Genomic DNA, 18954 nt, shown 5'->3' on the forward strand with positions numbered 1-18954 from the left:
GATCAAAAGACATCATCTTTTAACTATGTGGTGTCTTTTTTATAATCAAGAATATAAAATATTGATCTGTGATTTTAATAATATTGATTTAAAGGTACAGTCCATTTTAAAAAACAAAATAAGCATGACGACATTCACATCATGCTTTACCTTTATCTTTAGTTCATCCTTTCCTATCATTCAACTTATTAAACTGTACCAGAGGTGTAGGGGCCAGAGATTGTATATGGTTACATTTCTTTATATTAGTCTTCAGTGATTATTTTTTAGAAAGTTTGTTCAACTCCTCTTTCCATCTAGCAGAAGAGGGGCATTGCTTGGTGATATAAACGCGGAGAACTGATGCATATTTTTTTGTATAAGATGCATTCGAAGGTTCAAAGCCATATTTTGCTTTTGCGTTGTCGATTTGTTTTTGGGCGTTGGATAGATAGTAAAATCAAAACTATCAAAATTGGATGCTATCGTTTGTTTTGGTCTTTCTTATTTTTTAAGCAATTTATTTAAGTCTTCTTGATAACTATCAGAAGCAGGACATTGATTCGTGATATAAGTTCGAAGAGCATCTGCATAGTTTTTTGTAAAAGTAGCATTCGAAGATTCAAAATCATGCTCTGTTTTTGCGTTGTCGATTTTTTCTTGATAACCACTACAAGCTAATCTTTTGCTATAAGGAGAGTGATCATTTGCTAAGATAATAAAGTTATCCTCAGCACCGGGAATGTATTTAATAGTAAATTTTTCTCCTTTATATGGATAGAGATAACCATCTTCGGGTTTAGGGTGGATGTTAAAGTTCATATCGGTAAAAGTGGTTTGTATTGTTTCGTTTTTTTGTGTACGCATCAATACATAATAACGAGTATCATCGCTAATGGTTAGTTCCGATTTGGTTATCACGCCATTTCCCGTTATGCCATATGCGTTAAGGAATGCATTGTTAAAGTCAGTTCCCCAAATAACATTCACCACACTGAGAAGGATAATAATAGTTGGAACAAGTATGGATGACATGCCCAATTCTGAATCTTTGTTTGGCAATATCGATCCGATAATCAAACTACCAATGATAAGAACAAAAAGTAAAATAATCCGATGTGCAACAAAAAAATGAATGACATTGGAAAGGAGGTTCATGTGTTTCAGCCCTTTAACAAGTGTAGTTAATTTTAGATAGTTAAAAAATTCAATTATATAATAAAATAATACTTTTAGTTTTATTTATAATCAATGGAAGAGAATGCTTTTTACAATTACTACATAAACACGCTTATTCGTTCTAAAATATGTGTAAGCGTATAAAAACCCTTGCATTAAAATTTCTGGAAATATAGAATAAGCAGTAACAATGAAACATAGGGGTGCTTTTTTTGGATAATGAGCAACTACTAGAAGTAATTCAGAGTAGCTTTCTATCAGAATTAGGCAAGTTAGAGGATCGGATCACACAAGAAATCAAAAGTGCGAAGCAAGCTTCAGACTCCCGTTTTATTCATGTAGAAGAATGTATTGCTAGGCTTCATGATGATACATGCAATGGATTTCAAGAAGTGAAGAACATCTTGTATGAAGATGTTGTTGAGATTACCAATGAGATGGTAAACGATAAAGATTTCATTCGAAGAGAAATAGACGCATTAAAAGGGCGAATATATTTACTAGAAAAGAAGTTGAGTAAGATAAGTTAATAGTAAGCGTACAGATGACTCGAATAGAGTCTTTTTTCTTTTCTATCAAACATACATTGATTTGGAGGGCAAAATGGATGATGTAAAGCGAAGTGTTCAAACAGTGATAGTGGAAAAACAATTGTTTTCCGTTATGAACAATACAAAATGGGAAATGTTACGAAAATCAGTGGCATCCCGATTGCCTTTCCCTCCTCCATATCAAATAAAGGGTGTATTGGAAGATACACCGTATCCCCAAAATTTCAATGTAGATGTATGGTATTGGGGAGATTGGTCAGAGGGTTTACAACCTTTTTATGCGATTGAATGGATATGTGTTAGACCTAGGTATATCAAAAGAGGAGAGAAGGATAAGTCTGAAATAATAGATATAAGGGATGAATTCATCGTTTTGTTACATCAACTAAAGATCCCTTTTGTTGAAAAACACAATTCGATTTACATTTATGGGTATGTGCATAACATGGAAGTTTTCCATAATGAAAAATAGTTAAGTCCGAATTTAAATGACGGAAGGTATTTGCATCATTCAATCGTAACTCAAGTACCAAAGGGGTTAAATAATTTTATAGAATAGATTATGAAGCGTTATTTCATTTACAAAGAAAAAGCAACCTGTCTACAATCAAAACAGGTTGCTTTTTGGTATAACGAAGTTGGGTGCTATTATCGTTGTAGCTTTGGATATTGCCAGATTCCAGAAACACGGAAGAGATCGCGGTAAATTACAAGTTTTTCATCTTTTATTACTTTCTGTGCTTCTTCCACTGTTGGATAATCGAGATAGACTACATTTGTAAATGTTCTTTTGCTGTTTGTTTGATTTAGTTTGTCATAAAAATCACTCGCTTCACGAAACACAGTTAGAGCTCGGCGAATATGGCTTGCACTTGTAACGATCGTGGCATCTTGGATTCCTAATTCATTTATTTTGCTTATCGAGAATAAGGCATTCTCCACAGTATCGGTAGATTTGTTTTCTTGTACAATTCTATCTTTATCGATTCCTTGAGAAATTAGCCAATCATTCATCGAACTTGCTTCCGTTTTACCTTGTTTTGGAACACCGCCAGAGACAACGATTTTAGAATTGGGATATTTTTTTGCTAAGGAGAGTCCGACTTTTAAGCGTTCGATTAATGTTGGCTGCATGGAGCCATCCTCTGCTAAAGCATAACCGAGGATCACAATAGCGTGTTTTTGCTGAGGTAATCCTGAAGGAGCTATTGTGTTTATTTTTTCTTTCATTATTGCTTCGGTGGTTTGGAATTTTTTTAGGTATACATTGGTTTTGGTCGCATCAAGGGTTCGCAGTTTTGCAATCGATTTTTGATATGTTTTTTCGTCATCATTGATTTTGGAGTAGACTCCATATAATAGATTTGCATCAAAATGATTGGGATCGAGATTTAATATTTGTTTATAGGTATGTAAGGCATCAGGTATTTTCTTTTGAATGATTTGAGTGGATGCAAGAGAAATTTTTAAGTCCGTATCGAATGGGTCTAAGTGGATAGCTTCTTTAAATGCTTGCGCTACGACATCATAGTTTCCTTTTAATGTAACACCTTTAAATATTTCTTCTTCCGCTTTCTTTATATCTCCACCATGCCAGTAGTAGTGCATTGCGATTTTTTTCCAATCTTCGATTCGATAGGAAGTTGGTTCATTATTTTGGCCAGGAGTAAGATTGATGTCAGTTGTGGTAGAAGTTGCTGAGGTGGAAAGGACAGATGCTGTAAAAATGATTCCAATGAGTAAAAGTGCAGATAAGATATAGATAATCTTTTTGTTATTGCTAGTCATATAAATGCCCTCCTTCATTGTATGTATAATGTGGTGAAAGGTAAGCCAAGTATATAACACTGTAAAATATAAGTATAGAATTATTATTATAAAGAATGCGATTTATGATACTTAGCAGAATAAATGAGCAACCAATTGGTTAAGAAAGAGAATCTTTTTTATCGGACATTGCTTGTTGGTGAAATTTTAATTATTTTTCTAAACTCTTACATAATAGCAATCCCGGAATTATTTTAAAAAAACAGTTCATCTTTTTGTGTAAATGATGTCGATAGTCCCGAAGTTAACTTGGAAACTTTCAGCGGAGAATAATAGTTAATAAATATAATTTTGTAGGAGATTTTATTAGTGAGACTTTTTAGGTAAGCTGGTTATAAGAAGATGAGGTTGTGTTGTATGAGTATTGGTTATGGATGATGGGAGTTAAATAAGATATGAATGGAAATTGTTTCTCTATAAAAAAGGAGTTCCTCTATGAATAAAGAAAACTTTATGGATTATAAATTAAGTAAAGAAATTGTCCGAGCACTGGATAACTTAGGTTATAAGCACCCTACAGACGTTCAAAGTGCAGTGATACCAATCGCATTGGAAAAAAAGGATATTGCCGTGAAGGCACAAACAGGAAGTGGAAAAACGGCAGCATTTGGAATTCCCATTTGTGAAATGGTTGATTGGGAAGAAAATAAGCCTCAAGCGTTAATATTAACACCAACAAGAGAGCTCGCAGACCAAGTGAAAGAAGATATCACCAATATTGGTAGATTTAAACGAATCAAAGCGACTGCTGTATATGGAAAAGATTCTTTTTCGAAACAAAAAGCAGAGTTAAAGCAAAAAACGCATGTTGTGGTTGGTACACCTGGGCGTTTATTGGATCATATGGATAGAGGGACGCTTGACTTAGAGCGGTTGAGATTTCTAGTGATTGATGAAGCGGATGAAATGTTAAAAATGGGATTTATTGATCAAGTGGAAGCAATTATTCATGAGCTCCCTATGGATAGAATGACCATGTTATTCTCGGCAACATTACCTGAGGATGTAGTAAATCTATGTCACAAATATATGGAAAATCCAACTGATATTGAGGTTCAAGCAACAGAAAATACAACACATCAAATTGATCATTCGCTTTTTATCGTAAAGGAGAAAGATAAATTCAACCTATTGAAAGATGCAACGATTATCGAGAATCCAGATAGTTGCATTGTTTTCTGTAGAACGAAAGAACAAGTAGACAATCTATATAAGCTGTTAGATCAGTTTGGCTATACTTGTAACAAAATTCATGGAGGAATGGAACAGTCAGATCGGTCTTATGTAATGGATCAGTTTAAAAGAGGGAAATTTCGCTATTTAGTTGCAACAGACGTAGCTGCTAGAGGGATTGATATTGAAAACATTACACATGTGGTCAACTATGACATTCCATTGGAAAAAGAAAGTTATGTACACCGAATTGGAAGAACAGGACGGGCTGGTAAAACAGGAAAAGCAATTACATTTGTCACACCTTATGAAGAGAAGTTTTTAGAAGACATTGAGAGATTTATTGGGTTTGAAATTAGTAGAAGAAGTATCCCTACAAAAGAAGAAGTAGCAAATAGAAAGGCTGCCTTTGATAAAAAAATGAAGGTACAACCAACCATCAAAAAAGAAAAGAGTGAGCAATTAAATAAAGGAATTTTAAAGTTGTATTTTAATGGTGGAAAGAAAAAGAAAATCAGAGCAGTAGATTTTGTTGGTACGATTGCGAAAATTGAAGGCGTTACAGCAGATGATATTGGGATTATTACGATACAGGACAACGTTTCGTATGTGGATATTTTAAATGGGAAAGGTTCACTTGTACTCCATGCTATGAAGAATACAACCATTAAAGGCAAACAATTGAAGGTTCATGAGGCAATTAAGAAACATCGTTAATCAGGGTCAACACTAGGGGATCATGATATGTCTCCCTTCGAGGAAAATCGATCAGAACAAAAGTCACTAACTAAAATAACAACCGACTCCTTGGTGTACAGGCAGTTGGTTGTTTCTGTTAGGTATTTACTATTTTATTGTAAGAATAAACACTCAAAAGATAGTACAAGAAATAGATAACACCATAAACAAGGATAGAGACTAGGATTGTTACAGTGAACACTTCCCCCATTGGATAGATGATGGTAAAGATCAGAGTACTGTGTAATATACCAATCACCAAGGGTAGAAGGTAGACAAATAAGGTTTGTTTTGCAATGGTGGTAGTAATTTCCTTCTTGCTAGCGCCTATCTTTCTTATCATCCGGTAGCGCTCTTGATCCAGATGAGCTTCCATCAATTGTTTAAAATAAATAATGCTTCCTGTCGCCACGACGAATATGATCCCTAAAAATCCCAGCAAAAAGAGATCAAGCCCAGCAGCTTCTAAATTCTTTCGGTAGTCTAGATAGAATGTAGACATGGTAATATTTTGTTTTGCTGCTAGTTGTAACAATTGATTGGAAGTAACTTTTGCGTTTTCCTGATTTGTTACGCGATATGCTTTGTAGAGAAATGGTTTTGTTAGTTTTGCTAGTTCCTTAAATCGTTCTTCACTGACCATGATATAAAAATCAGGATCACTCCAGTTTATTACTCTGTCTTCAAACAATCTCACAAAGGTAAGAGTTTGATCTCCTTGTACAGTTATCTTATGTCCAACATACTCTGAGTCGGTTTGATCGGAGTTCGGTCGAATCATTGCTGCTTGATTTCCAGCTAAATGCAAGGTTCCCTTTCTATTTAATGCCTTTGTGATCTGGTTGTACGTATGGCTAGAAAGTATTCTCACAGGAGTTTTATTTGCTGAATAACCATATGGGATATACCCTAGACCGGAAATATTCCCATTCACCTGAATAACCGGAATATCCACTTGAGATAAGGTTGGATGCTGTCTATCTTGTTGTATCATTTGTTTTATCTGTTGATCGGATGCTTTGTTTTTAGAGATATGAAGATAACTAAAAGGTGAGTGGTTCATGGCATTCTTTTTTATGTTGTAGTATTCGCTGTAACCCATGTAAAATGCTGTTAACGCTGCGGCACTCAACAAACTAATGATCGTTAAGGTAAGCGTATTTCCTTTGATGCGATGTAAGATTTGAGCAGTACCTATCAGATTGATCCCTTTATAGTAATAGGTTTTTTTATTTTGGATTATTTTTAAAAGGTATACGATGACCGAACGGAATAAGAGATAGGTTCCATTAATTGTAAACAGAGAAAATAATCCAAGGTTAGCCATTGCCTCATCTGTGAGGGGTTCATATACAATCCAAGCACTACCTAATAGCATAATAATGGATAGTATAGCCAATGGTAAAGAAGGTTTTGGGACTTGTTCTCCTTGTTTTTCAGCTTGAAATAGCGTGATTAATTTGAATTGATAAATCAAACGATATGCTTGAATCGATGTAAGGATAATAATCAATGCAAAGACAATGCTTGTATAAACAATTGCATCAACCGAAATATGAAAACCTACATCCATCGGAGAGTCTAATAGTTTTAATAGAATCATCGCAAATAATCTGGAAAACAAAGCCCCTAGTAGGATTCCGATCAATAAAGCGATAAATCCCAAGATCAAGTTCTCGTAAAACAGCATCCTGCCTATTGTTTTTTTTCGGATACCAAGTAGAGCGTATAATCCAACTTCTTTCTTTCGTCTTTTGGTAAAGAACGAATTGGAGTACCATATGAAAATCCCAACGAACAAAACAAGAATGATAGATGCTTGAATAATAATGGAGTGAATAATCTCGAAAGATTCCGCTCTTTCTTGTATCTCTGTCGTGTCTTGTAAGGAAACAAATGTATAAAAAATAACGACACTAATAATCAAGGAGAGGAAATAGAGCAGATAGTTTTGGATGTTTCCCTTCATATTCTTTTTTACGATATCAAAGAGTGTCATCGATATTTCCTCCTAAGACCGGTAATACATTGATCACTTTTTGGAAAAAGTCCTTTCGAGAATGGTTCCCTCTCACTAGTTCTGTAAATGTTTTACCATCCTTGATAAAGATCACTCGTTTGCAATAACTAGCAGCAAATGCATCATGTGTAACCATGAGAATGGTCACTTTATCTGTTTCATTTACGTTTTTTAAACTCTCCAGTAAATCGGTTGCTGATTTTGAATCTAGCGCCCCTGTCGGTTCATCGGCAAGGAGTAGGCTCGGTCTTGCTATCATGGCCCGTGAAGCGGCTGTACGTTGTTTTTGTCCTCCAGAGATCTGATAAGGATATTTATCTAAAATAGATTGGATGCCAAACCGACTAGCGATTTCATTCACACTTTGTTCCATTTCTGCTACTTTCATTTTTTCTAATACAAGTGGTAACAAAATATTTTCCTTTACGGTTAGGGTATCTAGTAAGTTATAATCTTGAAAAATGAAACCAAGTTGTTTTCGTCGGAAGGAAGATCGTTGATCCTCATTAAGCTGCATAATATCGGTACCAGCAATCTCTATTTCTCCTGAAGTTGGTTCATCGATGGTGGCAAATAGATGGAGCAGTGTTGTTTTTCCTGATCCTGATGGACCCATTATTCCAACAAATTCACCTTCGCGAACAGTAAGCTCGATGTTATCCAATGCTTGAAAGATACTTTCCTTTGTACGATAGACTTTTTTTAGATTTTTGGTTTGTAAGATGGTTCTCATATTTATCACCCAATTCGTATATTTTTACCCAGCTTGTCCAATAAGATAGAATCCAATGATTAATACAAGCGTTCCAATCGACCAACTGAAGATAGTTCGAATAGAAGGAGTAGGACCATCTCGTAATACTTTGAATCCAAGTGGAACTAGTGCAATACAAAGTCCAATGGTTGCTACGAAGGAAAAAGGGCTAGTTCCTTTGAGTACTCCTAAAGGAAGTCCAGACATTAATCCTAAGGCGATAGAGAAGGTAAGATTCAGTGTACGAGAGCGATAAGCACCAATCGCTAAAATAATCCACCCAAGCATGATAGCGAGATTGAATGTGCGGAAAATATGAAATGCTCCATAAGTTTCATCTATTATTTTCGTCGCTAGTTCTACATTTTGCACTTGAACCAATTGGAATGCAAGATGGTCAACACCTGCATGAAAAGTGCGAGCAAATAGCCCGAAGATCGTCAATATGCCTCCCCAGAAAGCCAATTTAGGATTATGCCCGCTGATTAATTGAACAAGCGTGAGAACAGCTGGCCACATCAAGATCGTTCCTGCAATACATGTACTATAAGATGCTGCAATTAAAGTAGGATGATCATGATAAGCAGCTAGTTGATGGGGAAAGAAAAAATCAAATCGATAACGGAGAGCCACTCCTATAAGCATAAGCAAGGGACCTAATAGGAGGCTAATACTGCCTACCCAACGTCCAGGAAAATGAATATTGTCAGTTGATGTAATTTCTTTCATGGATGATTGTCTCCTTTGTGTATCTGTTTCTTATGCTTTTGATTGTAAAATAGCTAGTAAGGAAATAACCTTACAAATGGTTGATCCAACCTTACAATGTTGTCATGTTGGATCATGGCAGATGTTTGTAACAGGAGGAGACAAATGAAAATTCTAATCGTAGAAGATGAACGAACCATCCGAGATATGATTGGAGAGTCGATCGAAAAGTGGGGGTTAAGCACCATTAAGATCGAAGATTTTAGCCGGATATTTCAAATTTTTCTCAAAGAAAATCCCCAGCTTGTATTATTGGATATCAATTTGCCTTTATTTGATGGGTTTTACTGGTGTAACAAAATAAGAGAGGTATCCCAAGTACCGATTATCTTTATCTCTTCTCGAAATAAACCAATGGATATGATTATGGCGATGAATATGGGAGGGGATGATTTTATTCAAAAACCATTTCATTTGGATGTATTGATGGCAAAAGTAAATGCAATATTGCGAAGGGTCTATTCTTATGTCGATATGCAACCGGATGTACTCGAACATCATGGGGTTGTACTCAATCTAAAAGATGGAGACTTGCATGTGGGAGAACAGAGTACCACGCTTACTAAAACGGAATTTATTATTCTCAAACTGTTGCTTCAACAAAAAGGAACAATTGTAACTCGCAGCAAAATTATGCGGGATCTCTGGAAAGATGAGAGTTTTGTCGATGATAATACACTAACAGTAAACATAACTCGTCTACGTAAAAAACTTGCGGAGATAGGCAAAGAGGGTTTTATTAAAACGAGGAAAGGTCAAGGTTATATGATTCCATGACATTATTAGCATATATAAAAGATAAGCGTTACTTTATTATTTTTTACATGGTACTCATGCTGTTTGTGTCTCTCATCATGTTTATGAATGAAGATCAAAATCTGGCTAGACAAAATATGCTATATACGAATATCGTATGTTTTTTTATCGTTTGCATTTATATCATTATCGGATATTTTTACCACTATAAATTTTATCAGGAATTAAAAAATAGCTTACATATCCAGAAAGATGAAATTTTCCTTTCCCTACCTAAATCAAAAAGGTATGTTCAAAAGCTTTATCTGAATCAAATAGAAGAGGTGCATGTTTCTTATACCAAACAGCTTCAAAAACTTCACGAAGAGAAACTTGATCATCAAGATTTCATCGTTTCATGGATACACGAAGTAAAATTACCTATCGCTGCGAGTTATCTGTTAATGGAAAATAGTACAGGAAAGTCAGTAGACTATATGGTAGACAAGTTAGAAGATGAAATTCAAAAAATGGAAAACTATGTGCAACAAGCATTGTACTACTCTCGAATCGATTCATTTTCCAAAGACTATTTCATTTCAGAAGTTTTTTTGAATCAAGTCATCAAAGAGAGCGTAAAAAAATATGCAAAACTGTTCATAGGTAAGAAAATTCATTTTGAAATGAATGACAAACAAATTTATGTTCATAGCGATAGTAAATGGCTTTCTTATGTGGTGGATCAAATTATGGTAAATGCATTAAAATATACAATGGATAATGGGCAGATATATTGTTATTTCGAAGAAGATGACAAAGAAAAGAGAGTAATTATAGAAGATACTGGAGTAGGAATTAAACAAGAAGACCTAGATCGAGTATTTGAAAAGGGGTTTACAAGTTCTGTACTAAGAAATCAAGCAAAATCTACGGGTATGGGACTATACTTGGCGAAACAAATGACACGAAAATTAAATCATGATATAACAATCGAGTCTAAAGAAGGGAGATATACAAAGGCTATCCTTCATTTTCCAAAGTATCACACCTATCGTGATCTTGAGATCTAATGGTATTTTCGGTTGAACGAACGATATCAGTGGTTGTAAATTCTTTTTGAAACTTTTTGATGATATAGGAAGGTAAAAAAGTAGTCCATTGGAGTTATTTCCTTAACTTATGGTTAACGTTATACTGGGATCGCTTGTACATAGAGAAGAGAGCATACGATGCATACATTTGCCATGACAGTGGAAAATAAGCCGATTTGTTTTCGGGAAGATCCAGATGGCCTATTTACGATTACCGAAGACGGTAAGGAGTATGTCTATGTAGAGGAAAGCGTTGCTTTTTTCCTGTTTTGGATCAAAGCAACACTTGATACTGACAAGGAAGTATTTTTCCACTGTACTTGTTGCGGTCAGAGATGAGCAATTTATGGAGCGGTTATCTTATTTTCTAAAGATAATTGCTCCATATTTGGTTTAATAGAAGAAAGAGAAGATCGAGGATTATAAAGAGTGAATTTTGCGAAATAAACGCTGTATTTTAATGGATTTTCATGGTATATTTAGTCTGTCCATAGAAATGGGCGTACCTGCTAGGAAGGAATTCCGTTGGGCGCTGAGCACAACGAAAACGCCGAAATCCCTGCTGAGAAGTGTGAGTGTCGATCCGACCATCACCACCCATCCTGCAACAAGCAGTACAGGGGAAAGAATCCCTATGCAGCGATGAACAGGGGTGAACTCAAGGGAGCGGTACTCCACCCCAGGCAGCCGTCAGAGTAGGTAGGAGTATCGATGTCATCATCTGAGATACCCAAAGGCCTGCATCTTCGCTTTTACTAGGATAGATGCAGGCCCCAGATAGGATGTTTAAATAGAAAATGATGTTACTTACATAGAAAAAGCGGTTATTGTTACAAATAACCGCTTTTTTATAGTCAAAATGCCATGATTCTTCCATTAAATAACTCCAATTCCCCTTTTAGATGTTTCGCAATAAACTTGGCATACTCATTTCCTTTAGCCACATCATGATGTGTTGCGTCCTCAGGCAAAACAATTTGTACATAAAATTTTTCGTTTTCTTTCTGTCTGCCAACACCAATTACCATATGATTATTTTGATGAGGATCTCTCCCGGTCAAGAGTATGTAGGGGATGCCGTTTTCTTCTTTTTCTTCCATCGTATAAGGAAATGCAGCAGCTTCATAATCCCATGCTAGTTGTTTTCCGGTATTTCTAGTCATTTCACGGTAATATTCCAGCGTATCTTTCACATTGGCTAATTCAATCATATCTTTACGTCGAATGTAAGCGCTTTTTTTCAAAGGGACAAACCATCCTTCCGCAGAAGTTTTTTTAAAAATAGATGTTGTTTCACTCATCTGAATTGTACCACTTTCTGGCTTATGGTACACTATCGACTACATTTTGCAAAAAGGGGTTGTTCGATTTGATTGATAAATCGGATCTGTTCGATGAGCTTCGTGCAGAAATAGGTTCTGTAGCGGATGGTTGGAAAGGAAATGATGCCGTTTTATACGAAGCAGTTTGCCAACTAGTCTATGATCAAGTGGAAGCATATAAAAGCGTTTCCATTTATTTGACGAATAAAGATCATTTTGAACGAAAGTTTCATCAAGGAGTGGATCATTTACCAGAAAATATTCCGTTTGGAGATTCCGAATTAAGTATTGCTGCTCTACGAGGTGGTTTATCTAGTTCAAGTGATAACACATTTATCAAATTGTGTATCCCATTTTATTATGGACATCATTTGATTGGTGAGATCGTTATTGCAGCGTCTGTACAGGAAGGGATCAATGATGATGATCACACTTTCTTTAGTGAAATCGCTTCTTTGTTAGAGAATAAACTTAAAAAGTACAAATAATGTATATCCTATTGACATAATTAGTATGTCACAAATATAATAAAGGCACATACTAATATGACGGAGAGGAAGATGGAAATGGAAACCATCGTCTGCCAAACATGTGAAGAAGTTATTGCCTTTCAAGATGCTGATAAAGTAGGAACATTATACGGTACTTGTGATCATTGCCATTCCGATCATCAAGAATAAAATAGGTTATCTCCGTCCACCACAGGTGGGCTTTTTTTATTATCAACGACTTTATTTTATAATCCGTGTTAAACATAAATCCTAATTAAATAAGGAAGTTGTAGCCTATTTCATTAATGTTGTTATTTCGTTTGCACCTTTTCTCTTTTACAATTTGGGAGAACAAAGAATAGAGGTGCAAAAAAATGAGAGTAGCAGCAATAAAACATTATGGAACACCAGAAGAAATAATGATAATGGATGTCCCGATTCCAGAGCCAAAAAAAGGGGAAGTTCTTCTTCGTGTACATGCAGCAGCTGTAAATCCAGTCGATTTGGTTACACGAGAAGGAACATTGATCCCAGACGACGAAGAGGAGTTGAAAAATCGACCTTTTGCAATAGAACCTGCTATTTTTCCAATGGTTTTAGGATGGGATGCGGCTGGAATCATTGAAGCAGTAGGAGAAGGGGTCTCTAATTGGGCTGTAGGAGATCGAGTCATTGCATTTTCACAACAAATCGTCAATCATGTTGGAACATATGCGGAATACATTTGTCTGTCTGAAGAAGTCATTGCACATGCACCAAAGAAGATTGGTTTATCAGCGGCAGCTACGATCCCGCTTGCCGGTTTGACTGCATATCAGGCAATAGAATGGCTTAATTTAAAACCGGGTGAAACTTTGCTTGTAAATGCTCCTTTAGGTGCAGTAGGTGGTTTTGCAGTACAACTCGCACATCATAATGGTATCAAGGTTGTAGGAATAGGAACAAAAGTAGAGCGAGAGTTTGCTTATTCCCTTGGAGTGGATAGGATGATTGATCGAGAAGGGGATATTGTAGCGCAAATCTATGAGCAGTTTCCAGATGGATTGGACGGAGCTTTAGATGTATTAGGTGGAGAAATGGCTCGTTACACTTTTGCATCACTCCGTAACGGTGGGCGATATACTTCTACTGTACCTAGTTTTCAGAGAGAGGGAGTTTCGTCAGTAGATCAGAAAGATGTAGTTTCACATGCAGTGTGGGTGCAACCCAATTCGGATCATCTCACGGAGCTTTCCAGACTTGCAGAACTAGGAAAATTACAGTTGCGAGTTGCAGAAGCATACCCCTTGGAGCATGCACATAAGGCACACCATGCATTTTCGAAAGATAGGCTAAGAGGAAAGATTATACTTATACCTTGAAGCTTACTGGATCGGAGATAGGTAATTTTAGATCAAATTCCGTTTTCATTACAATCATTGTTTGTGAAAATCCAAAGTTACTAAGTTTCTGCAAAAATAAGGTCAATGTTTCATTGGATTCGGTCCATATTTTGAGTAAATAGTTGTACTCTCCACCCATCCGGTAAAGTTCAACAATCTCAGGAGACTGTTTACTAAAGGGAAGGAATTTGTTGCATTGGTTTGTTTTCAAGAGGACAAAAGCTGTTGTATGTTTGTCTATTTTTTCAGGAGATAGTTTTGCATGATAACCAGTGATAATGCCTTGTTCTTCTAATCTCAGAATTCTTTCCTTCACGGAAGGTTGGCTGAGGGCGATGTTTCGGCTGATTTGGGCAACCGTGATTCGAGCATTTTTATGTAACAAAGCGATAATTTTTTTATCTATTTGATCCATGGTAGAACCTCCAGTCTATTTTCATACAGTATAGAATATAAAATTCTTTTAGTATAGGAGGTTTGTGTACACTAAAAGTTGGCGTTTTTTGTTGGTGAAAGATACTTAATATGAATGAAATTACCGGAAAATGCATTGTTCACTCCTCCTTATTTTGCTAAGAGTAAATTTACCTGCAACCTAGGAGGCTACCGTGTCGGAATTCGCTATGATGCTGAAAATGGCCGACTACAGCAGCATCGCTGCGACTGAGGCGATCGATCTGTTCAAGCAGAGTCGGGAAACGCCACTCGCTGATTCGCTCGAGTACAACATGCCGTTCGAAGGATGACGGAAAAAAATAGATAAGAACTGATATCCAGCTAGCGATATCAGTTTTTTTGTATCCAGTAAATTTCTAATTTTTATGCACACAAGAAGCTGCTAAGTCAGAGCCGGCATCCATTGTTCATGATGAAAGTGGGTATGAACTCCGTGTGTAGACACTTTCATTCTCCGAGTCGAGCAAATAATACACAGATATATGTGTAGATTTCTGTAATTGTCCCAACCGTGGACCTAGGATTGCGGTTATTATTATGCTGGCCAATACAAATAAAAAAGTAGCAGAATATGACTTCGCTACTTTTTTACCTAAGGATAATATTTTTAGAAACTATTTTTAACAGAAGATACGCAGATTTTAGTCCCGATGTATCCTCCGGGAAATAATTTTCGGACGAATCACCCTTATCATCTCCACAGAAGGATCTTCCGTTCCTTGCACAATCAAGCCGGCTGCTTTGTTTTCTTCGATATAAGTAATATTTTCTTCTGTTATGCGCTCCCCAGGAAGTAGTATTGGTATTCCTGGTGGATACATAAAGAGAAATTCTGCCGTAATTTGCCCAGCTGCTTGTCGAAAAGGGATAGACTCTGTTTCACTATAAAATGCAGTACGAGGAGAAACAACAAGCTCAGGTACATCAGGTAATATAATGTTTTTCTGGTTAGTTGTCTCCTTTGTTTGGAAATGAGCTGCAAGGTCTTGTAGAGCATAAATCAAGGATTGGATCGACTCTTCGTTGTCTCCTAAAGTAACAAAGCAGAGAATATTATACAAATCACTCATTTCTGCTTCGATTTGATGTGTTTCTCGAAGCCAATCGCTTGCTTCGTGGCCATTTATACTTAACTCACTTACATGAATCAACAATTTTGTTTCATCGAGATCATAGCGAGCTTTTCCATCAAGCCATTCTTTCCCTACACAAAGTAATCCATCAATTTCATTGATCTGTGTTCGTGCTTTTCTTGCTAGTGCTAAAGTTTGCGTTATCACTTCTTCACCATGGATGGCAAGATACCGTCTAGCTGTATCGAGGGATGCTAATAAGATATAAGATGTAGAAGTTGTCGTTAACATGCTTAAGATAGATTGGACATGCAAGGGATCTACTAAGTTTCCTTGTAGATTGAGCACAGAACTCTGGGTCAGTGAACCTCCAAGCTTATGAACGCTTGTTGCAGCTAAATCTGCTCCAGCATCCATTGCTGATATGGGTAACTCATGATGAAAATGGGTGTGTACTCCATGTGCTTCATCTACTAGTACCGGTACGTGTTTATCATGAGCGATCCGCACAATTTCCTGGAGATTGCTAGCAAAGCCGAAGTAAGTAGGATTAATCACTAATACTGCTTTTGCATCTGGATGTTTATTCAATGCTTTTTCTACCTGTGCAGGTGTAATCCCATGAGCGATTCCAAGCTTTGGATCTAATTCTGGGTGTAGAAAAACCGGATTGCAATCAGCAAATACGATAGCGGATAGAACAGATTTGTGTACTGTACGAGGTACAATGATTTTATCTCCCGGATTACAAGTAGCTAAAATCATTGCCATGATCGCACTACTGGTACCTTGAACAGAAAAAAAAGTCCGCTTCGCCCCAAATGCTTCAGCAGCAAGTTCTTGTGCTTCTTGGATAATTCCTTGTGGTTGATGAAGATCGTCCAATGGTTCAATGTTTATTAAATCAATGGATAAGGCATTGGTTCCAATAAAATCATGAAATTCTTTGTCCATACCTTGTCCTTTTTTATGTCCAGGTATATGAAAAGGTAAAGGGTTAGAATTCGCATATTCTTTTAGTTTGGTAAAAAGTGGGGTGTTGTTCTGGTTGGATTGATTCATTTTTCTTTGGCCCTGCTTTCTACTCGTAGTCACAAAACAAGCCTATTGTACAAGATTTGAAGACGAAGGTAAATGATAATAATGAGATCTTTATGTATTTTTATTCAAAGGATAAATGATAGAGTGGCATGAGTTGATCATAGGTTTTTTCTACTTTCTTTTGTAGTATCTTGCCATTCAGATTTACTGCTTCTTTGCGGGGAATCAGTATGCCACAAAGAAATTCAGCTTTTTTAACTTTGGCTAAACGTTCCATGATGGATTTCCATCTTTCTGGATCAAGAGAGGAAGCAGCTGTTACATCAGGAGTCGTGTGATCGATTGAAATGTAAAAATCATGAGGTATGAAAGAGCTGTACTTCTGAATGTTTTTTAGAAAATGGTTAGCAAATATTTTTTTTTGTTCACATTCGTAGATGAGTGCGAAATAAGCAAACAAATGGGTATCCCTCAGGCCTAACTGGAAGTGTGGATGTGCTTTATAGCCACGCTTATTAGTAGACCAAGCCACCCATGTTTCTTCTGGAGCATGAACCGTGCGCCTTGCATGTCGGGCAATATGAGTATAAACGGTATCTCCTAATTTGGTGGTTAAAAACTCAGAAATAGATTCTCCCATCGTGGAAAACTTTGGTTGGATTTCTCTTTGTAATGCTTCCATTCTAGATTCAAGACCATCAATAGCAAAAACATGAAAATCTTCATTTGTAAATGTAGGGAATGACATTTTTTTAATATCCTTTCTTTTTTATCAGATTGAACAAATATGCCTCTGAGAAAAGAGATACTTTACTATCTTTCTTTTTTTCTTCTAAACCAATACCGTTACCTTCAAAAAAAATTTTCATATACTATATAATCTCCAATTGGACTGGCTAGAAGTGTTATATTTCAAACCTTCTCAGGGAATCCTGTTATCAAGTGGATCTATTACCACTTGTTAGTAAATTGTAAAGGGGTGCAGTGGTTACATGGAAGATGTCATTCGAGCTTTCAAGTGCCGAGATCCGGAAAAACGGATTCCAGTATTACGTATGGAACTGGATTACGAGCTGTCCCTGTTATACGAAGCAATGCTAGAAAATAGCATGCACAAGATAGACCAGTGCAAATCTAGGTTAAGTGAAATCAGACGTGAAATGTTGATGTTAGAAGCATTGTAAACAGATTGGACAAAAAGCCGCTACTATTTTTGTAGCGGTTTTTCATTGATGGAAATTGTTTGTACTAAGCATTATACTTCTTTTGTTATCCTAATTTTCGAAAAAAATGAAAGTGGGGTATGTGAGATGTCTGTTCAAATTTTTGCTCATCGTGGTTACTCGAGTAGAGCAATGGAAAACAGTATGACTGCATTCCAAATGGCAAAACAAGCAAACGTGGATGGAATTGAACTAGATGTACATCTGACGAGAGATGGCGAAATAGTGGTAATTCATGATGAAAGCTTGGATCGAACGACAACCGGAACAGGGTGGATTGGACAGTTATCCTACTCTCAAATTAGCAACTATTCATTACTTAGTCTAGAAAATGAAATCGTACCAACGTTGTCTAATGTTTTCGAGCTTTTTTTAGATAAGAAAACACGGATAAATATAGAATTAAAAAACCAACTGGTTCCATATAAAGGAATAGTAGAAAAAGTCATTCAATTGATTGAACATTATGGTATGGAACAAAGGGTGATTCTGTCTTCTTTTCATCATCCTAGTTTGATGGAATTAAAAAAACTGCGACCAACATGGGAAATAGCTCCTTTGATTGATTGTGTTATGGTGAAACCTTGGAAATATGCAAAATTTTTGGGGATGAATCAGGTGCATCTTCATTATTCTGCTATAGATGAAGATGTTGTAGTCCAATGCAACCAAAATAACATCAAAATAAGAACATACACTGTCAATCAAGTAAAAGATATGCAGCGTCTTGTAGAGCTAGGTATTGATGCAATTATTACCAACTATCCAACTCGACTGCGCCGAGTGATTGATCATTTAGGGGATGGAGTGATAGAGTAGGGGGGATGAAAGTTGCTATTAGCGGAGAAAAAAACAAGGGAGTGTCAGAAACGTTGTTTAACTGGATTTCACAAGTTCCTCCATGGTTGCTATATTTTATTATTTTAGTGCTTAGTGTCATCATATATAAAGTAGCATTTGCAAGAAGTTTACCTCCATTAAAGTCGCTTGTTGTCTATTTCGTTTTGGCATTAGGATGTGTGTTGTTTTGGATCATGCAGTTGGTTCAATTTCCGATGATACAGGCTCTTTTGATAACTGTTGTAATTATCGTTGTGACCCGTGTCCGCCTCTGGTATAGTAAAAAACAGGCAAAATAGGGCGATAATGGG

Annotated in this window: 22 protein-coding genes; 13 read left to right on the forward strand and 9 right to left on the reverse strand. The window is 36.4% G+C overall.

Going from position 1 to position 18954, the window contains the following annotated elements:
* Window positions 1-483: 483 nt before the first annotated feature.
* The gene (locus A3GQ_RS0100785) at window positions 484-1137 is read right to left on the reverse strand and encodes a hypothetical protein (protein ID WP_028775439.1); all 654 of its coding nucleotides are present in this window, start codon (window positions 1135-1137) and stop codon (window positions 484-486) included.
* A gap of 233 nt (window positions 1138-1370) precedes the next feature.
* On the opposite strand from A3GQ_RS0100785, the gene A3GQ_RS0100790 reads away from it, so the two are divergent.
* Both A3GQ_RS0100790 and A3GQ_RS22925 read left to right on the forward strand, forming a co-directional pair.
* A complete protein-coding gene (locus A3GQ_RS0100790) occupies window positions 1371-1688 on the forward strand; it encodes a hypothetical protein (RefSeq protein ID WP_028775440.1) in 318 nt (105 codons plus the stop codon).
* Window positions 1689-1761: 73 nt separating this feature from the next.
* Window positions 1762-2181 (forward strand): DUF6678 family protein, encoded by a 420-nt coding sequence (locus A3GQ_RS22925; RefSeq protein WP_051271062.1) that lies wholly within the window; start codon window positions 1762-1764, stop codon window positions 2179-2181.
* A 176-nt stretch (window positions 2182-2357) separates the two neighbouring features.
* Here the strand turns inward: A3GQ_RS22925 and A3GQ_RS0100800 are convergent, their stop codons facing one another.
* Entirely contained in the window at window positions 2358-3497 is a 1140-nt protein-coding gene (locus A3GQ_RS0100800) for a YdcF family protein (protein ID WP_028775441.1), read from the reverse strand.
* Between the two features lie 474 nt (window positions 3498-3971).
* On the opposite strand from A3GQ_RS0100800, the gene A3GQ_RS0100805 reads away from it, so the two are divergent.
* Window positions 3972-5426 carry a DEAD/DEAH box helicase gene (locus A3GQ_RS0100805; protein ID WP_028775442.1) on the forward strand — a complete coding sequence of 485 codons (1455 nt, stop codon included), beginning with the start codon at window positions 3972-3974 and terminating at the stop codon, window positions 5424-5426.
* A gap of 118 nt (window positions 5427-5544) precedes the next feature.
* Here A3GQ_RS0100805 and A3GQ_RS0100810 read toward each other — a convergent pair whose 3' ends face one another.
* From A3GQ_RS0100810 to A3GQ_RS0100820, 3 genes are read right to left on the reverse strand one after another with little or no spacing between them, the layout of a single operon-like run.
* On the reverse strand, window positions 5545-7446 hold the full coding sequence (locus A3GQ_RS0100810) for an FtsX-like permease family protein (protein ID WP_028775443.1): 1902 nt from the start codon (window positions 7444-7446) through the stop codon (window positions 5545-5547).
* Complete coding sequence (locus A3GQ_RS0100815) at window positions 7433-8200, reverse strand: ABC transporter ATP-binding protein (protein WP_028775444.1); 768 nt, start codon at window positions 8198-8200, stop codon at window positions 7433-7435. The genes A3GQ_RS0100810 and A3GQ_RS0100815 overlap by 14 nt, the downstream gene beginning before the upstream one ends.
* A 24-nt stretch (window positions 8201-8224) precedes the next feature.
* The gene (locus tag A3GQ_RS0100820; RefSeq protein ID WP_028775445.1) at window positions 8225-8950 is read right to left on the reverse strand and encodes a hypothetical protein; all 726 of its coding nucleotides are present in this window, start codon (window positions 8948-8950) and stop codon (window positions 8225-8227) included.
* A 144-nt stretch (window positions 8951-9094) separates the two neighbouring features.
* On the opposite strand from A3GQ_RS0100820, the gene A3GQ_RS0100830 reads away from it, so the two are divergent.
* The 3 genes from A3GQ_RS0100830 (at window position 9095) to A3GQ_RS0100840 (ending at window position 11154) form a co-directional block, all read left to right on the forward strand.
* Window positions 9095-9766, forward strand: coding sequence for a response regulator transcription factor (locus A3GQ_RS0100830; protein ID WP_028775446.1), 672 nt, complete (start codon window positions 9095-9097; stop codon window positions 9764-9766).
* Window positions 9763-10794 carry a sensor histidine kinase gene (locus tag A3GQ_RS0100835; protein WP_028775447.1) on the forward strand — a complete coding sequence of 344 codons (1032 nt, stop codon included), beginning with the start codon at window positions 9763-9765 and terminating at the stop codon, window positions 10792-10794. The genes A3GQ_RS0100830 and A3GQ_RS0100835 overlap by 4 nt, the downstream gene beginning before the upstream one ends.
* Window positions 10795-10953: 159 nt before the next feature.
* Window positions 10954-11154: a hypothetical protein gene (locus tag A3GQ_RS0100840; RefSeq protein ID WP_028775448.1), complete on the forward strand. Its 201-nt coding sequence runs from the start codon at window positions 10954-10956 to the stop codon at window positions 11152-11154.
* Between the two features lie 515 nt (window positions 11155-11669).
* Here A3GQ_RS0100840 and A3GQ_RS0100850 read toward each other — a convergent pair.
* Window positions 11670-12116, reverse strand: coding sequence for a DUF1885 family protein (locus A3GQ_RS0100850; RefSeq protein ID WP_051271064.1), 447 nt, complete (start codon window positions 12114-12116; stop codon window positions 11670-11672).
* A 68-nt stretch (window positions 12117-12184) separates the two neighbouring features.
* Here A3GQ_RS0100850 and A3GQ_RS0100855 point away from each other — a divergent pair, with 68 nt between their 5' ends.
* The 3 genes from A3GQ_RS0100855 to A3GQ_RS0100865 all read left to right on the forward strand — a co-directional run bounded on the left by A3GQ_RS0100855 (window position 12185) and on the right by A3GQ_RS0100865 (window position 13989).
* Entirely contained in the window at window positions 12185-12625 is a 441-nt protein-coding gene (locus tag A3GQ_RS0100855) for a hypothetical protein (RefSeq protein WP_028775451.1), read from the forward strand.
* Window positions 12626-12703: 78 nt separating this feature from the next.
* Window positions 12704-12817 carry a GapA-binding peptide SR1P gene (locus tag A3GQ_RS25985; RefSeq protein ID WP_083964023.1) on the forward strand — a complete coding sequence of 38 codons (114 nt, stop codon included), beginning with the start codon at window positions 12704-12706 and terminating at the stop codon, window positions 12815-12817.
* 185 nt (window positions 12818-13002) lie between these two features.
* Window positions 13003-13989, forward strand: a complete 987-nt coding sequence (locus tag A3GQ_RS0100865) for an NADP-dependent oxidoreductase (RefSeq protein ID WP_028775452.1) — start codon at window positions 13003-13005, stop codon at window positions 13987-13989.
* Here A3GQ_RS0100865 and A3GQ_RS0100870 read toward each other — a convergent pair.
* Window positions 13979-14425 carry an Lrp/AsnC family transcriptional regulator gene (locus A3GQ_RS0100870; protein ID WP_028775453.1) on the reverse strand — a complete coding sequence of 149 codons (447 nt, stop codon included), beginning with the start codon at window positions 14423-14425 and terminating at the stop codon, window positions 13979-13981. The two genes, A3GQ_RS0100865 and A3GQ_RS0100870, sit on opposite strands and share 11 nt — an antisense overlap.
* Window positions 14426-14618: 193 nt before the next feature.
* Here A3GQ_RS0100870 and A3GQ_RS26550 point away from each other — a divergent pair, with 193 nt between their 5' ends.
* The gene (locus tag A3GQ_RS26550) at window positions 14619-14756 is read left to right on the forward strand and encodes a hypothetical protein (protein WP_156877483.1); all 138 of its coding nucleotides are present in this window, start codon (window positions 14619-14621) and stop codon (window positions 14754-14756) included.
* 351 nt (window positions 14757-15107) lie between these two features.
* Here the strand turns inward: A3GQ_RS26550 and A3GQ_RS0100885 are convergent, their stop codons facing one another.
* Window positions 15108-16601, reverse strand: a complete 1494-nt coding sequence (locus A3GQ_RS0100885) for an aminotransferase class I/II-fold pyridoxal phosphate-dependent enzyme (RefSeq protein WP_028775454.1) — start codon at window positions 16599-16601, stop codon at window positions 15108-15110.
* Between the two features lie 100 nt (window positions 16602-16701).
* On the reverse strand, window positions 16702-17328 hold the full coding sequence (locus A3GQ_RS0100890) for a YktB family protein (protein ID WP_028775455.1): 627 nt from the start codon (window positions 17326-17328) through the stop codon (window positions 16702-16704).
* 244 nt (window positions 17329-17572) lie between these two features.
* Between A3GQ_RS0100890 and A3GQ_RS28330 the strand changes: the two genes are divergently transcribed.
* The 3 genes from A3GQ_RS28330 (at window position 17573) to A3GQ_RS0100910 (ending at window position 18942) form a co-directional block, all read left to right on the forward strand.
* Window positions 17573-17764, forward strand: coding sequence for a hypothetical protein (locus A3GQ_RS28330; protein WP_028775456.1), 192 nt, complete (start codon window positions 17573-17575; stop codon window positions 17762-17764).
* 126 nt (window positions 17765-17890) lie between these two features.
* Window positions 17891-18622, forward strand: coding sequence for a glycerophosphodiester phosphodiesterase (locus A3GQ_RS0100905; protein WP_028775457.1), 732 nt, complete (start codon window positions 17891-17893; stop codon window positions 18620-18622).
* Between the two features lie 5 nt (window positions 18623-18627).
* Complete coding sequence (locus A3GQ_RS0100910) at window positions 18628-18942, forward strand: YlaH-like family protein (protein ID WP_051271065.1); 315 nt, start codon at window positions 18628-18630, stop codon at window positions 18940-18942.
* The last annotated feature ends 12 nt before the right edge of the window (window positions 18943-18954 follow it).

Origin of the sequence: Shimazuella kribbensis DSM 45090 (assembly GCF_000428065.1) — a bacterium.
Classification (GTDB): Bacteria; Bacillota; Bacilli; order Thermoactinomycetales; family Thermoactinomycetaceae; genus Shimazuella; species Shimazuella kribbensis.

What these genes read in the sequence shown, in the direction of transcription:
- A3GQ_RS0100785 (WP_028775439.1), bottom strand. Translation starts at nt 1,137, where the DNA reads ATGAACCTCCTTTCCAATGTCATTCATTTTTTTGTTGCACATCGGATT.
- A3GQ_RS22925 (WP_051271062.1), top strand. Translation starts at nt 1,762, where the DNA reads ATGGATGATGTAAAGCGAAGTGTTCAAACAGTGATAGTGGAAAAACAA.
- A3GQ_RS0100800 (WP_028775441.1), bottom strand. Translation starts at nt 3,497, where the DNA reads ATGACTAGCAATAACAAAAAGATTATCTATATCTTATCTGCACTTTTA.
- A3GQ_RS0100805 (WP_028775442.1), top strand. Translation starts at nt 3,972, where the DNA reads ATGAATAAAGAAAACTTTATGGATTATAAATTAAGTAAAGAAATTGTC.
- A3GQ_RS0100810 (WP_028775443.1), bottom strand. Translation starts at nt 7,446, where the DNA reads ATGACACTCTTTGATATCGTAAAAAAGAATATGAAGGGAAACATCCAA.
- A3GQ_RS0100815 (WP_028775444.1), bottom strand. Translation starts at nt 8,200, where the DNA reads ATGAGAACCATCTTACAAACCAAAAATCTAAAAAAAGTCTATCGTACA.
- A3GQ_RS0100820 (WP_028775445.1), bottom strand. Translation starts at nt 8,950, where the DNA reads ATGAAAGAAATTACATCAACTGACAATATTCATTTTCCTGGACGTTGG.
- A3GQ_RS0100830 (WP_028775446.1), top strand. Translation starts at nt 9,095, where the DNA reads ATGAAAATTCTAATCGTAGAAGATGAACGAACCATCCGAGATATGATT.
- A3GQ_RS0100835 (WP_028775447.1), top strand. Translation starts at nt 9,763, where the DNA reads ATGACATTATTAGCATATATAAAAGATAAGCGTTACTTTATTATTTTT.
- A3GQ_RS0100840 (WP_028775448.1), top strand. Translation starts at nt 10,954, where the DNA reads ATGCATACATTTGCCATGACAGTGGAAAATAAGCCGATTTGTTTTCGG.
- A3GQ_RS0100850 (WP_051271064.1), bottom strand. Translation starts at nt 12,116, where the DNA reads ATGAGTGAAACAACATCTATTTTTAAAAAAACTTCTGCGGAAGGATGG.
- A3GQ_RS25985 (WP_083964023.1), top strand. Translation starts at nt 12,704, where the DNA reads ATGGAAACCATCGTCTGCCAAACATGTGAAGAAGTTATTGCCTTTCAA.
- A3GQ_RS0100865 (WP_028775452.1), top strand. Translation starts at nt 13,003, where the DNA reads ATGAGAGTAGCAGCAATAAAACATTATGGAACACCAGAAGAAATAATG.
- A3GQ_RS0100870 (WP_028775453.1), bottom strand. Translation starts at nt 14,425, where the DNA reads ATGGATCAAATAGATAAAAAAATTATCGCTTTGTTACATAAAAATGCT.
- A3GQ_RS0100885 (WP_028775454.1), bottom strand. Translation starts at nt 16,601, where the DNA reads ATGAATCAATCCAACCAGAACAACACCCCACTTTTTACCAAACTAAAA.
- A3GQ_RS0100890 (WP_028775455.1), bottom strand. Translation starts at nt 17,328, where the DNA reads ATGTCATTCCCTACATTTACAAATGAAGATTTTCATGTTTTTGCTATT.
- A3GQ_RS28330 (WP_028775456.1), top strand. Translation starts at nt 17,573, where the DNA reads ATGGAAGATGTCATTCGAGCTTTCAAGTGCCGAGATCCGGAAAAACGG.
- A3GQ_RS0100905 (WP_028775457.1), top strand. Translation starts at nt 17,891, where the DNA reads ATGTCTGTTCAAATTTTTGCTCATCGTGGTTACTCGAGTAGAGCAATG.
- A3GQ_RS0100910 (WP_051271065.1), top strand. Translation starts at nt 18,628, where the DNA reads ATGAAAGTTGCTATTAGCGGAGAAAAAAACAAGGGAGTGTCAGAAACG.